Source organism: Effusibacillus lacus (genome assembly GCF_002335525.1).
In the GTDB taxonomy this organism is placed as follows: Bacteria; Bacillota; Bacilli; order Tumebacillales; family Effusibacillaceae; genus Effusibacillus; species Effusibacillus lacus.
In genome coordinates this window covers 108,578-123,285 of record NZ_BDUF01000011.1, presented here as the reverse complement: position 1 = coordinate 123,285, position 14,708 = coordinate 108,578, and the positions used below count along the sequence as shown (strand labels likewise).

Genomic DNA, 14,708 nt, shown 5'->3' with positions numbered 1-14,708 from the left:
GGGATGTATCCGGTTCCGCGGCCGGCAGGTTGTTCGGGCGAACGGTGGCAAAGATCATGCCCTCTCCGATCACATTCCTGGTGAACGCTTTCCCTGCGTAGATCGGACGGGCAAACACCACTTTGCCGCCTTCCACCTGCACATCGATGATATCCGACACCTGTCCCGCTTCAAAACGGGCAGCCAGTTTCGGAGCCAAGTCACGACCGATTGCCGAGTGGGCCATCAAGACCACGTCCGCTCCGCTTTCCCGGATCACAGCTTCCAACGCCTTTGCGTAGGCGTCCGGAACATAGTTGGCCAACACTTCGTTGTCTGCCACGTATACTTTGTCGGCTCCATAGTGCGCGAGAGTGTCTGCGAACCCCGCCACGTTCTTGCCCAGCAGAGCGCCGTAAACCTCCCCGCCTTCCGCAATCTTGCGGGCGGCGTTCAAAGATTCAAATGTTACGTTGCGAAGTTTGTCATTCCGTATATCTGCAAGCACAAGGACTTTGCGTGCCATTCCATTTCCTCCTCATAACCCTGTATTTTGGTTGATCAGCTCGTTGTTTGGTTGATCACCCCTGGAGCTTAACGGATTTTCAGGCTCTTATTTCACTTTTTTGGACACCCATTTTTCGAATAGCGGATCGTGATGTCGTTATGGAAGCTGCCTGTCAGGAGGAAGTAGCCTGAACGTCCAAATAACTACTTCAGAATCCGTTATCCAAAAATAGGACCCTCCCAATTGAAAATAAAGGCTCCTAAATCCGTTATTCCGTCCAGAAGAGGCTCCCGTTCAGAAGAGCTGTTCCTTCAGAAGAACCTCCGGTTGAGGCTTTCCGAATCTTTTGGTAAGCCCTGCGTTTTGGTAGTCCTGCGTTAGATGACCTTGTCTTCGTTGCGAAGGAGCGAGACCAGTTCTTTGACCCGAGCCGGTGTATCCCCTTCCAGGATGCGGCCGCCGGTCTTTTCCTTCGGCAGGTAGGTTTCGACCACTTCGTTTTTCGCACTCGCCGAAACGTTCAGGTCGCCTGCTCCCACCACATGCAACGGAATCTTGTTGGCTTTCCGGATCCCCAGCAGGGAAGGATACCGAGGCTCGTTGAGCCCCTGTTGAGCGGTGACCAGCACCGGCAGGGTTGCCTCCACAATTTCCAGATCCCCTTCCGCATCCCGGTGAGCGGTGACCCTGGTTCCGTCAATCTCAAGCTTGGTGATGGTGGAGATGTGCGGAATTCCGAGCAGTTCGGCCACACGCACCGCTACCTGTCCGGAACCGTCGTCCACCGACATGTTGCCGCCCAGGATAATGTCATATTCCTGGCCTTTGATATATTCGGCCAGTACTTTTGCCGCTTTGTACTCATCGCCAAACAGCGCTTCATCGTTAATGTGCACCCCGTGGTCCGCGCCCATGGCCAACGCTTTGCGGAGAGCTTCTTCGGCCCGTGCAGGACCCAGGGTGACAACGGTTACTTCACCGCCGAACTTGTCCCGCAGCACGAGGGCTTCTTCAATTGCATACTCATCGTAGGGGTTGATAATGAACTGCACACCGTCCTCTTTCACCTTGCCGCCATCAAGCACGATTTTTTCTTCGGTGTCGAAAGTTTGCTTCATCAGAACCAGTATTTTCATTGCCGGAAATCCCCTCTCATGAAATCTGAGTCAATCTATGTGTCGAATCTACTTTTTCATTCCATGAACAAGCAAATCCACAACCTGATCCGTCAACCCGGTCAAACTGTACTTGGCTCCGGTAAGGACCCAAGCGGTAATGGTTTCGTCAATCGTTCCGAATACCATTCTGCGGGCGATCCGAGGATCAATTGTTTTGCGAAACAGCCCTTTCTCCATTCCGTCATAAACGATGTGCTCTATCAAACTGTAATAAGGTTTGATAATTTCGCCGATTTCCCGGCGCAATGCTTCATCCGCCTGTCGGAGATGAATCTGAATCACCAGCGCCAAATTCTTGTTCCGGCCAAAAGTCTCAAACAACGTGGAAACCAGACAACGAAGTTTTCGGATCGGATCGGTTTCCGACTCGAATTGTTCCTTGATTTGATGCGAGATATGTCCAATGGTTTCACGCAGAATGGACATCAATACGTCTTCCTTGTTCTTAAAATACAGATAGACAGTCCCGTCCGCCACTCCCGCTTCCCGGGCTATTCGGGAGATTGGTGCATTGTGATAGCCTGCCTGGCCAATCACGTTGATCGCGGCAGCCAGAATCGCATCGTATTTTTCCGGGTTCTTCTTCTGTGCGATCATTCATCACCCCCATACAGTTAAAAAATGAATGACCATTCAGTTTTATTTCATTGTACGACTAGCCATCTCCCCTGTCAACCAGTCGTTTGGAGCAAATCTATGACAGTTTCATTTTAGATAACGTGCAAAGCGGTTCCGGTCGGCACCGACAGGCAGCCCCCTAACGTGGACAGCACAAGGATCCGCTCCCTCTTAATTACATACATCAGAAAAAAAGAATGGGTACACCGGTTCAAAAAAAGAGGACAGGGTTTCACCGAAACGCTGTCTGCCTCAGAGCCCCTATATCCAAAAAGATACAGGTCGGTATATAATCGATTGTATTGACTGCCTTTTTGACTCATCGAAAGGAAGATGGAGATGCCAAACTTGCCCTTGCAAGGGCTGTCGCGCATGCTGGTTTGGGGTTCAACAATACCCGTCGTTATTTGGATTTTATTCGTTGGAAGTTTCCTAAATTCGATCGGCCTCTCTTTTCTTTGGCCTTTGAACGCTTTGTACATCCATACGGTGCTTGGGAAGAGCGTGACCACGGCGGGCATCGTTCTAATGCTGATGAACGCGGCGGGCATGGTCGGGAATCTGGTCGGAGGGGCGTTATACGACAGGTGGGGCGGCAAACCCTTGATTCTGGCGGCTTTGCTGGGGTCCGCCGCAGCGGTAACAACCCTTGGGTTTACGAAATCCTTTGCCTTTTATGTTGCCTTTATCATACTGCTTGGATTTATGCAAAATATGGCCTGGCCCTCCTTCCATGCCCTGATTGGAAAGTTGTGGCCAGCAGGCGGGCGCCGTGCCTTCAATATGTTCTATGTGGTCAACAATCTTGGGGTTGCAATAGGAACCGCCCTCGGCGGTTTTCTGGCGGAAATCTCATTTCTGCTTGTGTTTGTTTTGAACGGATTGACATATCTTTTGTATGCCACCATTTTTTTGTATGCGATGAGGCGCCAAACCATAAGATATACCACGGATGACAACGGCAATCCTTTTCTGGAAAAAGGGGCCGATTCCACATCCGAAGGGCGCCCCGCAGATCCCATTCACGTACCCGTCGCATTCCTCGCTCTGGGAATCCTGATTGCCTGGACCGCGTATTCGCAGTGGGCGGGTCCGCTTGCCGTGTACACCCAACAAGCCGGGTATTCGCTGTCGGCTTACAGTTTTCTATGGACACTTAACGGGATTCTGATTGTAGCCGGGCAGCCGTTGCTGACTCCACTACTGAATCGATACATGTCAAAACTGTCGGTTCAGTTGATCACGGGTTCCGTCCTGTACGTGGTCTCTTTTGCCCTGATCGCTCAATACCCCAACTATACCGGCTTTCTGATCGGGATGACCATTATGACCATCGGTGAGATGATCCTTCTTCCGGGTGTCCCTGCCGCCATCAATCAATTGGCTCCGAAAGAGCGTACAGGGTTCTACCAGGGAATTGCGGCCGGTGCAGGCTCGGCCGGCAGAATGCTGGGACCCGTTCTGGGTGGCATGGTCTACGACCACTCGGGAGCCATCGTATTGTTTGCCTGCGGGGTGGCAGCTTGTCTGGTGGCGACTGTCAGCTTTCTGGGATTTCACATCTCAACCAACAGACGGTTTTTAAACTAAGTTCATTTTGACTTTGACCGTTTTTCGGTTAGTATATGGTACAGGACACAGGGGGGATTGCACTGTGAATGACAGAACCAATTTGTATCAGATTCTGGAAGCCAATGACCGATTCATCAGTGAACAAGCCTACAAATCCTACCAGACCGACAAGTTCCCTGACAAGCGAATCGTGATTCTTACCTGCATGGATACGCGCCTGGTGGAATTGTTGGAGCGGGCAATGGGTATATCGCAGGGACAGGCAAAGATTATCCGGGTGGCGGGAGCGCAGGTTCACCATCCCTTCGGATCGGTGATGCACTCCATTCTGATTGCCGTTCACATGCTGGAAGCGGATGAAGTGATTGTGGTGGGACATCACGATTGTGGAATGCAAAGCGTCGGGAAAGAAATCTTCGTTGACAGGATGATGCAGCGGGGGATCTCCGAACACACCATCCGCACCATGGAGCATGCAGGCATTGAACTGGACAGGTGGCTGCGCAAGTTCGACAATATCTATGACAGTGTTCGCAGCACCGTTTCCATCGTCAAGAACCATCCTTTCCTCGAGGAAGCTGGCATTCCGGTGCACGGACTGGTAATAGATCCACAAACAGGCAAATTGGAGCTTGTAGTGGACGGTTATGTGGATTGAGTTGACTGGCAGTCCCGCTTGCTCATTCTCTTTTACAAAACTTTAGTTTTACAAGGTTTTCTTTTTAGAAAAGATATATTGTATAATGACTATTGTAAGGGGAGTAGCAACCGGTTGATCCGGTCGACATATCGTCATTACGGCAGTTGGCTGCTCGGTATGTCGGACCCGCATTCCATGGGTATGCAAGACCTTCATGCATCTGGTTGCGTGAAGGTCTTTTTTACTATCAATTATTTCAAGGAGGATTCTGCCAAATGCTGTTTTTTCACCCGATGGATTTTCTGATCCTGATTGCTTTCGGGCTCTCGTTGTGGGCGCAATTCAGAGTCAGGGGCACATTTAACAAATGGGAGCAGGTACCCGCTTCGTCCGGCTTGACCGGAGCCCAAGCGGCCCGTGTCTTGCTTGACCGCCAGGGATTGTATGACGTGCCTGTTGAACCGGTGCACGGGCGTTTGACAGACCACTACGATCCGCTTTCCCGTGTCGTGCGTTTGTCCGAACCTGTATACTACGGCAGCTCCATTTCGTCCTTGTCGGTGGCCTGCCACGAAGTCGGTCACGCCATTCAGCACAAAGTTCATTACCCGATGCTGGTGCTTCGCCACCGCATGTTCCCTGTCGTCAGCTTCGCCTCCGGAGTGGCGCCGTTGCTGCTCATTGCAGGCTTCCTGATGCAGTGGGCCAACCTGATTGGGCTTGGCATCATCTTCTTCTCCGCTGCCGTCGCTTTCCAGGTGGTGACCCTGCCGGTGGAATTCAACGCCAGCTCCCGTGCCAAGGCACTGATGATCTCGGAAGGGTTCATCCGCAACGAAGAAGAACGCGGGGTAAGCAAAGTGCTTGGGGCTGCTGCCCTGACCTATGTTGCGGCCGCTTTGATCTCGCTGCTGGAGTTGATCAAGTATATATTGATCTTTGCCGGACAGTCGCAGAGTGATGATGAATAACTGGAAGAAACGGGGGGCTGTCGCATGACAGCCCCCTTATTCGCGAAAGAAACCATCCTGCTTCCACCCGGCAAATAAAATGACCGGGTTCTACATAGACTCGCATAGGTATGCTGTTTCCGCTATGCTGTCTCTGCGTTGGCAAATACGGATATATCCAACTGCCCGATCAGATTTGGGATATTTAGCATCAGGATGAGACGTCCATCCAGATTGGCTACATGGTTGACTTCCTGTGCACCCTGCTGCATTTCAACGGTTTGAATCAACTCGTCCTTGATATCGATCACATCCGTGGCTGCATCCACGATTACTCCCAACCGCTTTCCGTTTGATTCCGTTACGACAATCCTCTTTTGATCTTCGTTGCCATCTTCCGACTGTTCGAATCCCAGCCATATTTTTAAATCCACGACCGGAATGACCGATCCCCGAAGCTGCATGATGCCCGCCATGTATGCTTCCGTATGGGGAAGCGGCCGGATGTTCTGAATCCTTTCAATGGACAACACCTGATTTACGTCCAGTGCGTATTCTTCTTCACGAACCCTGCAAATGATCGCCTTTATAGATGCCATATACCATTCACCCCTTAAAAAATTCTTATATTTTAAACTTCGCCAGGACCATTTGCATTTCCTCTGCCAAGCGCACATAAAACGACCCTTCTGAAAAAAGGGTCGTTGCAGATGAGAAAGATTCGTTTTATGTACCCCGCCTATGCCGTCGGAATCGGATTGTTTTCTGAACCCGCTCTCGCAGGTGGGTGACTCGTCACTGCTTGCTGCCGTCCCATGCGTCCCGAAGGAGGTGGGCATGACATCCGCAGCGAGTTCTGTCTCCCCGAAAACACTTATCGGTTCAAAACAAGTGACCGTCCTGACGAACATCGCAGGAATCATTCGCTCTTTGTGATACTTATTATACCCGAAAACCGGGCAAACTCAAACGTCAAATCCTTACAAGGAACGGATTTACTGGACAATCCAGCGGGAGAAAAGCTTCAGGATCGGCCTTCTGGGCTGTACCTCCATGATCCGACGGTTGACAACCGACCAGTCCAGATTGGCAAAAAAAGCGTCAATATACCCCTCGCGGTTGGTTCCGTAATCAATGAAATAAGAGTGTTCGTACACATCCATCGGCAGGATCACCGTAGCTTGCAATACGTTTCCGTCATGCTGAGAATCGGTAATAAAATTGAACAGATGCCGGTAATCCTGGTCGTAAGCAAGAATGGCCCAGCCTCTGGCCGCCTTGCCCGCCGCCCTGAACCGGTCCATCCAGGCTTCATAGGAGCCAAAGTCCCGCTTGATCATTTCAAGGATGCGGCTGCCAGGCTTGCCCCCTTTTCCGCCCAATTGTTCAAAGTACAGTTCGTGAAGCTTGACCGCATTGAGAGCAAATGTTTCCCCCCGCTTCAGTGCCCGGTATTCACTGTAGGTGGGGTTGGCCGCAGCCAGATCCACCCTGGCCAATTTGCCGCGCACTTCATTAACCTTCCTGACATATCCTTCGTAAAGCTTGTAATGTTCCTTGATAGTGGTGGCCGAGATCCCCGCCAACTGCAGAGTGCGCTCCGGAAGCGGTTTTAACTCGATTTGCGACAGACTTCCTTTATAACGTTCCACTTTTCTACTCCTCCCATTCGATGACTGTCGGACAGTGAATTGACGGTTCCCGCAAAAAGTCAATCTAGCCTATTCAAGGCCGGATCGAATAGTACCTACTCTTTGCAATCGACAAAAAAGCGCCATTGTGTGAAGATGATAAATGAATTGTATGTGGGAGGGATTCAATTGAGACTACAAGGGAAATCAAGGACAAACCTATCTCCACCCCCGGAATCCCGGATGATATGGAAAATGCAGGTGCAACGTGGATTGATGAGCCGGTTGTGATGCCCTGGCCGAGTGATAAGCAAAAAACAGCCCCTCTGGCATGGTTTCCAGCCATGCTCGGGGGGCTGTTTCTTTATTTCGCTTCAATTCGGATGGTTGCCTGCTGTGTGATTCCATTGGATTGAACACTTATTGAAACAGTCCCGCTCTTCAATGCGGTCAGTTTACCGGTCTCCGGATCAAGCACTGCGTTGTATCGACCGCTCTTTCGGGCTTGTTCAAGGGAGTCGCCAGTGCCGATGAACACATTCTTACTTCCGCTCCACGCCACAGTTGCGGGGTAGGCAAGCGGGAACTTATGGCCGCCGAACTGATGGCCAATTGCTGTTACAGTTGCGGTCTCGCCTGCCTTGAGAGAAGCCGGTGCCTCAATGGTAACTTGTTCAAGCAGCGGACGGACTTCCGTTCGAATCCAATCGGCCCCTCCATCAATTCCAAACAGATTCCATGCATAGAAACCACCTTTGTCGGCCGGACCATAGGGAATTTTGCCGGACGGACCGAGAACCAGATAGGGAACGCCGTTCACCCGATCCACATTTACAGTGTGGGCATGGCCGCTTACATATACCGCCCCTTTTCCACCGGAGCTCTGTCTGAATTCCGTCAGCCAGGTTTCCACCAATTGTGCCTCTTTGCCGTCGCTTAGCTGGCTGTTCTTTGTTGGCAGCGGGTCACGCGTCGGATGGTGTCCAATGACCACCACGTTCTTGATGCTTGGATCCTTGGCCGCATCGTTCAACCGTGACCGGAGATCGATCAGTTGCAGGAAGTCCGACTTGCCGAAGCTGCCCGCCGAGGAGTCCAGCAGGATAAAGCGCGTTCCCTTATGGTCAAAGGAATACCGGTTCGTTTTAAACTTCGCAAGGAAATAGTCCAGGTTGCCCGTACCCATGACTTCATGGTTGCCCGGAATGTAGTAAACCGGGAACCGGCTGCCGATCTCTTCATTCAAAAGCTGTTCGGCAAGAGCAAAATTCTCGGGATTTGACGCATCGACCAAATCTCCCGAAATCACGAGAAAATCGGGTTTCGCCTCCACAATTTGGCGAAGCGACGTACGAATCTGCTCTGTCTGTTTGTTGTCTGCTGAATTGGCCGTCAGATGGCTGTCACTCAGCACTGCAAACTTCCAGCGTCCCGCTTCCAGTTGCCCGTTTTGCACAATCAACGGGTCTTTGTTTGCAGGTTGTTGATCCGTTATCCGGATGGCTGGTGCGACTTTCACAGTCAGGTCGTCATATACCAGCTCTCCTTGATACTGTTTGTCTTTGTTTGTTTCAATGGCTCCGATTGTCACAATCTGCACCGGATACTGAACGCCTTGAGGAACTGCCGCTTCCGCAAACTGCCACCCTGTCCAGGTCACATGGGGCCCGTACACATAATGGTATTTGCCGGATGCGTCCAGCAGGGTGAAGGAAAGCCATTCCCCTTTGCCGCTGCCCTTGACCCAAACCCCAACCTGCAGCGGTTGACCCGGAGCTTCCATTGTGGCGTTGGGATGAATATTGGCCGTACGAGTAGCAGTTGATTGGGTGAAGTCAAAGGAGACTTTCACCCCTTGACCGTTCTGACCCGCATCTGATGAAACGGAAACGGTCGAACGGGCACCCGAGGTTCCCCAAGCGGATTCATCTTCGAAGTCCGCAACCACAACCGGCTTATAGCCGATGGTAACAGGCAGCAATGCCTGCTTATCTTTGACCTTCACCGCAACAACCGCAGCCCCATCGCCAACTAACGGTGTCACAACGAACTGCCCATTATCGGAAGCTGCAATTTGCAGGATGGTTCTGTCATATTCAAGGGTTACATCCTGTGGCTCTATCGGAGCAGAATACCCTTCCGCGTCAGATCCCGTCACAAAGAATGTGTGCGATCCGCCGGTCGGAATGGAAAGACGCTCGGCAGAGGTCTTCACCCGGAACAGATCCCCGATCACCTGAAGGTTGACGGTTCCCTTGGCATCTTGGGCTTGAGCCTGAACTGTCACAGTTCCCGGCTTCTTCCCATAAAAAACTCCATCTGCCATAAGACTTGCATTGTCTGTCGGAGTTGCCTGCCAGGTCAGGGCCCCGGTCACCACATGCGCATATGTTTCATCGTGTCCTGCAGCCTTGAGTTTGCGGGACAATCCCGGGAACACCCTGTGAGCGTCCGGATGATCCATCACAGGCTGAAGGGTTATCCCCGTCAGCTTTCCGCTTCCCGGAGCGGCAAAAATCCCGACTCCGTTAGCCACGGGGCGCTGGGAACCCTCCGAGGGGCTGTTAACGACCTCGACCTGATTTTTCCCAGGAAGTCTTGCCACCATAGTCGTGGATCCGCCTCCGTCCAGATTCAGGGCATTGGCCGCTCCCAGACCTTGCAACAGTTCGGCCAATTCACGCAATGTCATTCCCCGGCTGTTCTGTTGGCGGCCGTCAACCGTTGCCAGATACATGGTTTTGCCGTCCGCCGAGAATCCGATGGCAGTACGGGGATCGGAGCTCGTATCGTCCAGTTCCTGAACGGCTCCGTCTTTCAAAAGATAAAGATTGCCGCCGACGGCAAATTGAAACTGCTCCGGAAGATTGGCTTTGGGCTTGTATTGCACCGATACCGGATCTCCCGCCTTCAAACCGTCAAAAGCGTAAGTCGCAGAATCACGGGCAAGGATCACATAGGAACCTTGGGGAATCTCGCCACTCCCGGCTTGATCGCTGATGGAAACCACCTTGCCGTCTTTGACCAAGACTTCTCGAACCGCCCAGGCATCTCCCACCGAACCTTTACGGGAGGCGGATCCCCAGGCGGAAGTAAATACACCGATTCCGTCATAGGTGATCCAGCTTTGATTCAACGCGATCAGTGGATGGGAACCGCTTGGCAAAGTCACGGTTCCTTCCAGCATCATGTCAGCCAGCCGGCCAAGACCGTCTTTCCCAACTCCTGCGACCTTTGTCCAATCCGGGACCGGTCCTTTCAGCAGTTCCCCATTTTTTACCTGGGAGCCCAAAGGCGCCCTCGTTCCCGTTATATCAAAAAAATCCCCGTTCACACCGGCGATGGCACCGCTCTTATTGGCGGTCTCAGACAACGGCTCCGCAGCAGACACCACTCCCGGGAACAGCAAGTCTGTTGATATCTTCTTGCTGCCAAGATCGACTTTCAACACTTGTCCCCGAACCCATCCCCGCCTGTCGAGCCGGTCAAAGGTCGCAAGCTCAACCCCCGGACCGATGTTCGTGGTTTTCAGGTTTGCAAGGATTGTGTCCTTCAACTCCAAGTGAGTGCCGGCAATACCGGTTTCGGCAGCCAACACCACCGGAACCGACATTCCATTCCAACCGACCGACATCATAGTTGCTAGAAAAGCAGAAACCAATACCCGTTTCTTCGGCAAATTTCTCCCTCCAGTGCTGCATACAGGCTCCACTACCCTATTATTTTAGACGAAATCTAGCAGGAAATGGTTTCATCCGCTGATTATGAATATTTTTAATTTGGATTACGCAAGATTTTCTATAGAGATTTGGGGATTGGAGGAGTTGATTTGAAACGCTTTAACCCGGACCTTGTTTTCTTCGAGCCTGATGCTTTGAATTACCCGCTTGGCAAATCACTTCATCAACATTTTCAAAAAACAGGAACTCCAATCAAATTCACGACCTCACACAATCGTGTAACTGGAATCCCTGGAGAAACGGAAGCGCAAAAGTACCGAAACGCCAAGAATACTCTCGTCGTAGGAGTCCGGAAGACCTTGGAGTTCGATACTTCCAAACCTTCGGCTGAATATGCGATTCCCTTAACCACTGGATGTGCAGGACACTGTCATTATTGTTACCTGCAGACCACAATGGGATCTAAGCCATACATACGTGTGTATGTAAACTTGGACGAAATTTTGGCACAAGCAAAGAACTATATTGAACAGAGAAAACCGGAGATCACTCGATTTGAGGCCGCCTGTACCGGTGATCCTGTATCACTCGAACATTTAACTGGGGCACTGGAATACTATATCAACTTTTTTGGAAAGGAAGAATTGGGCCGGCTTCGGTTCGTAACCAAATTTGCAAATATCGAGAGTTTATTGGAAGCCAAGCACAACCAACATACAAGAATCCGTTTCTCCATTAACAGCGATTATGTAATAAAACATTTTGAACCTTCCACCTCGACGTTTGAGGAACGCATTGAAGCTGCGGGTAAAATTGCCGAAGCCAACTATCCGCTTGGATTTATCGTTGCTCCTATCATTCAATACGAAGGGTGGAAAGAAGGATACAAACACTTGTTGGAAAAACTCGCCAAACGGCTTGAGAACGTGTATGTGGAAGATCTTACCTTCGAATTAATTCAACATCGTTTTACCAAAGTTGCAAAAAATGTCATTCTCAAAAGGTACCCCAAAACCAAATTGGATTTGGACGAAGAGAACCGACAACTAAAGTGGGGACGATACGGTCGATTTAAATACGTATATCCGAAAGAGATCGCCGACGAAATGGTTGAACTGTTCGAAACCTATATCCCAGAGTATTTTCCTCAAGCGGAAATTTCCTACTTTGTTTAGGGTCATAAAAAAGGACCCCGACAGTTGAATGCCGGGGGCGGGAAAATGGGACTACACCGCATAAGAACGCAAATGCGATTGTTCAGGTATGCGGCTGACTATTTCCTTGCCGATGATTATGGAAGCTGTGGCAGCCGGAGAAGGGGCGTTGCATACATGGATGCAGTTTTTGCCTTCTAAAATATGAAAGTCATCCACCAATCCGCCATCCGGTTTTAATGCTTGGGCCCGTACTCCGGCAGGTGCCGGCTCCAGGTCATTTTCCGTGATTTCAGGGATCAGTTTTTGCAAACTGCGGACGAACGCCGCTTTGCTGAATGAACGAAGCATTTCTTCGACGCCTTCCCGCCAGTATTTCGATGCCAGTTTCCAGAATCCCGGATAGCACATGACTTCAGTAAAGTCCCTGAGATCAAAATCGGTTTTTGTATAACCTTCCCGTTTAAAACTCAACACTGCATTGGGTCCGGCTTCTACATGCCCGCCGATCATTCTGGTGAAGTGCACCCCGAGAAAAGGAAAATTCGGATTGGGAACCGGATAGATCAGATTTTTTGCCAAATACCGCTTTTCCGGCTTTAGATTGTAGTACTCTCCCCGGAAAGGAATAATTTTCATGTCGGTTTGGATACCGCCAAGTTTCGCTATTCGATCGCTGTGCAGCCCCGCACAGTTGATCAAATAACGTGTTTTTATACTGTCTTTGTCACTGAAGATCCGCAATCCGTCACTGACTTCCTGAATCCTCACAACACGTGTGCTCAAGTACAAAGCAACACCTTGTTTTTGCAGCAGGGAGGCGATTGTTTCACAAACCCGTTTGTAATTTACGATTCCCGCCATGGGAACCCAAATCGCTTCCAAACCGTTTACATGCGGTTCTATCTCCTTCAATTCCGCCTGACCGATCTTCTTGATCGCCAATCCATTGGCGAGTCCACGCTGAAGCAGATTTTCCAACAGGGGCAGTTCATCCGGTTTCGTGGCCACGATCACTTTGCCGCAAATCTCGTGTTCGATTGAGTGTTGTTCACAAAATTCGACCATGGCTTGGGAGCCTTCGCGGGCGAATTTTGCCTTGTAACTCCCCGGTTTATAATAAATTCCTGAGTGAATGACGCCGCTGTTGCGGCCGGTTTGGTGTTGCGCCCAACCATCCTCTTTTTCAAGCACGGCAACCTTTGAATTGGGATAGCGCCGCTGCAAAGCCAAGGCCGTCGATAAGCCGACGATTCCCCCGCCGACAATCACAAAATCATACATTTTTCCACCTCCTCCGCTTCATTTATTGAGCAAGTACAGTTTAGAAGGGCTACTTACATTTTAATCGAAACGAATTTTGTTTCCAAAAAGTCGTGCAGCCCGTCTGGACCGCCTTCACGTCCAATTCCGCTTTCCTTCCATCCCCCAAACGGCCCTTGAACCGTGGTGGGAACCGGATCATTACAGCCGACCATACCATATTCCAATCTCTCATAAACCCGAATGGCCCGACTTAAATCCCGAGTGTAAAAATAGGCTGCCAGTCCATAGTTTGTGTCATTGGCCTTACGAATGACTTCTTCTTCTGTGTCAAACGAGTAAATGGGAGCGACTGGCCCAAATGTTTCTTCCGTAGAAATCAACATTTCATCAGTCACTTGCGAGAGAATTGTCGGGTGATAGAAGGTGCCCGCTTTAAAATTGCATTTTTTTCCGCCGGTAACCAGGGCAGCCCCTTTTGCCAGAGCATCGTCCACATGTTCCTGGATCTTGACAAGTCCTTTCTCATCGATCACAGGTCCAATATCGGTGCTTTCTTCCAATCCGTTTCCGATTACCATTTTTTCAACCTTTTCCTTAAACAAAGAAGTAAACTCCTCTAATATGCTTGATTGGACATAGATCCGGTTGGCGCAAATGCACGTTTGTCCCGCGTTTCGGAATTTGCTTGCGATCGCACCCTCTACCGCAGCTTCCAAATCTGCATCTTCAAACACGATAAACGGCGCATGCCCTCCAAGCTCCATCGACACCCGTTTCACTTGATCCGCAGCATCTTTCATCAGAAGTTTCCCCACCTCAGTCGAGCCGGTAAAGGTGATCTTCCGAATTTTGGGATTTTTCAACAGTTCTTGGCCGATTTTACTTGAACTTCCCATTACCAGATTGGCCACACCTTTCGGTAGACCTGCTTCCTCGGCAATCTGGAACAGTTTTGCCGCACAACCGGGTGTTTGCGTTGCAGGCTTGAGCACTACACTACATCCTGCTGCCAGGGCAGGGGTCAATTTTCGCGTTACCATGGCCAAGGGAAAATTCCAAGGAGTAATGGCTCCGACTGGTCCTACAGGTTGGCGGATTGTCAGCAACCGTTTATTGTGAAAAGAAGAAGGAATCGTTTCCCCGTATGCTCTTTTTGCTTCCTCAGCATTCCACTGCACATAATCGGCGGCGCTTTGAACCTCGCCTCTTGCTTCCCGAATCGGCTTCCCCATTTCGATTGTGATGGTTCGGGCCAATTCTTCTTTTCTCTCCATCATCAATTGATAGATTTTCATTAAGATGTTGGATCGCTCTTTGGCAGGGGTTTCCGACCAGGATGGAAATGCTGCATGGGCAACCTCTACCGCCAGCGCGGCATCACGATCATTTCCAAAAGCAGCTTTGGAAACCACCTCTTGCGTGGCCGGATTGGTGACTTCATAAGAGTTGCCGGAAACGGAAGAGACCCATTCACCATTAATGTATAACTGATAGTATTTCATTTCGCTCACCTCATTGGTTAAGTAACAGGC

12 protein-coding genes, 1 other RNA gene and 1 pseudogene are annotated in these 14,708 nt (G+C 50.5%); 5 read left to right on the top strand and 9 right to left on the bottom strand.

Annotation, left to right across the window (positions count from 1 at the left end):
- The 3 genes from EFBL_RS03340 to fadR all read right to left on the bottom strand — a co-directional run.
- Nucleotides 1-505: electron transfer flavoprotein subunit alpha/FixB family protein (locus EFBL_RS03340; RefSeq protein WP_369690090.1), on the bottom strand; the 505-nt coding region annotated here is incomplete at its 3' end.
- Nucleotides 506-864: 359 nt separating this feature from the next.
- A complete protein-coding gene (locus EFBL_RS03335; RefSeq protein ID WP_096180714.1) occupies nucleotides 865-1,623 on the bottom strand; it encodes an electron transfer flavoprotein subunit beta/FixA family protein in 759 nt (252 codons plus the stop codon).
- Nucleotides 1,624-1,671: 48 nt separating this feature from the next.
- Entirely contained in the window at nucleotides 1,672-2,262 is a 591-nt protein-coding gene (fadR, locus tag EFBL_RS03330; protein ID WP_096180713.1) for a fatty acid metabolism transcriptional regulator FadR, read from the bottom strand.
- Between the two features lie 360 nt (nucleotides 2,263-2,622).
- Here fadR and EFBL_RS03325 point away from each other — a divergent pair, with 360 nt between their 5' ends.
- The 3 genes from EFBL_RS03325 (at nucleotide 2,623) to EFBL_RS03315 (ending at nucleotide 5,466) form a co-directional block, all read left to right on the top strand.
- A complete protein-coding gene (locus EFBL_RS03325) occupies nucleotides 2,623-3,873 on the top strand; it encodes an MDR family MFS transporter (protein WP_165912510.1) in 1,251 nt (416 codons plus the stop codon).
- 64 nt (nucleotides 3,874-3,937) lie between these two features.
- On the top strand, nucleotides 3,938-4,513 hold the full coding sequence (locus EFBL_RS03320; protein WP_096180711.1) for a beta-class carbonic anhydrase: 576 nt from the start codon (nucleotides 3,938-3,940) through the stop codon (nucleotides 4,511-4,513).
- Between the two features lie 257 nt (nucleotides 4,514-4,770).
- The gene (locus EFBL_RS03315; RefSeq protein ID WP_172899633.1) at nucleotides 4,771-5,466 is read left to right on the top strand and encodes a zinc metallopeptidase; all 696 of its coding nucleotides are present in this window, start codon (nucleotides 4,771-4,773) and stop codon (nucleotides 5,464-5,466) included.
- Between the two features lie 122 nt (nucleotides 5,467-5,588).
- On the opposite strand, the gene EFBL_RS03310 is transcribed toward EFBL_RS03315, so the two are convergent.
- The 3 genes from EFBL_RS03310 to EFBL_RS03300 form a co-directional block, all read right to left on the bottom strand.
- On the bottom strand, nucleotides 5,589-6,044 hold the full coding sequence (locus tag EFBL_RS03310) for a chemotaxis protein CheW (protein ID WP_165912509.1): 456 nt from the start codon (nucleotides 6,042-6,044) through the stop codon (nucleotides 5,589-5,591).
- Between the two features lie 129 nt (nucleotides 6,045-6,173).
- A non-coding RNA gene (gene ssrS / locus EFBL_RS03305) (6S RNA) lies at nucleotides 6,174-6,367 on the bottom strand.
- A 73-nt stretch (nucleotides 6,368-6,440) separates the two neighbouring features.
- Entirely contained in the window at nucleotides 6,441-7,097 is a 657-nt protein-coding gene (locus EFBL_RS03300) for a superoxide dismutase (RefSeq protein ID WP_096180709.1), read from the bottom strand.
- Between the two features lie 194 nt (nucleotides 7,098-7,291).
- On the opposite strand from EFBL_RS03300, the pseudogene EFBL_RS22050 reads away from it, so the two are divergent.
- A pseudogene (locus tag EFBL_RS22050) lies at nucleotides 7,292-7,478 on the top strand (hypothetical protein); the annotation flags it as partial.
- On the opposite strand, the gene EFBL_RS03295 reads toward EFBL_RS22050, so the two are convergent.
- Complete coding sequence (locus EFBL_RS03295) at nucleotides 7,441-10,755, bottom strand: phosphodiester glycosidase family protein (RefSeq protein WP_096180708.1); 3,315 nt, start codon at nucleotides 10,753-10,755, stop codon at nucleotides 7,441-7,443. The pseudogene EFBL_RS22050 and the gene EFBL_RS03295 sit on opposite strands and share 38 nt — an antisense overlap.
- Before the next feature lie 150 nt (nucleotides 10,756-10,905).
- Between EFBL_RS03295 and splB the strand changes: the two genes are divergently transcribed.
- Nucleotides 10,906-11,931 carry a spore photoproduct lyase gene (gene splB / locus EFBL_RS03290; protein WP_096180707.1) on the top strand — a complete coding sequence of 342 codons (1,026 nt, stop codon included), beginning with the start codon at nucleotides 10,906-10,908 and terminating at the stop codon, nucleotides 11,929-11,931.
- 51 nt (nucleotides 11,932-11,982) lie between these two features.
- On the opposite strand, the gene lhgD is transcribed toward splB, so the two are convergent.
- Both lhgD and EFBL_RS03280 read right to left on the bottom strand, forming a co-directional pair.
- Complete coding sequence (lhgD, locus tag EFBL_RS03285; protein ID WP_096180706.1) at nucleotides 11,983-13,194, bottom strand: L-2-hydroxyglutarate dehydrogenase; 1,212 nt, start codon at nucleotides 13,192-13,194, stop codon at nucleotides 11,983-11,985.
- 53 nt (nucleotides 13,195-13,247) lie between these two features.
- Nucleotides 13,248-14,678 carry an NAD-dependent succinate-semialdehyde dehydrogenase gene (locus EFBL_RS03280; RefSeq protein ID WP_096180705.1) on the bottom strand — a complete coding sequence of 477 codons (1,431 nt, stop codon included), beginning with the start codon at nucleotides 14,676-14,678 and terminating at the stop codon, nucleotides 13,248-13,250.
- Between the last annotated feature and the right edge of the window lie 30 nt (nucleotides 14,679-14,708).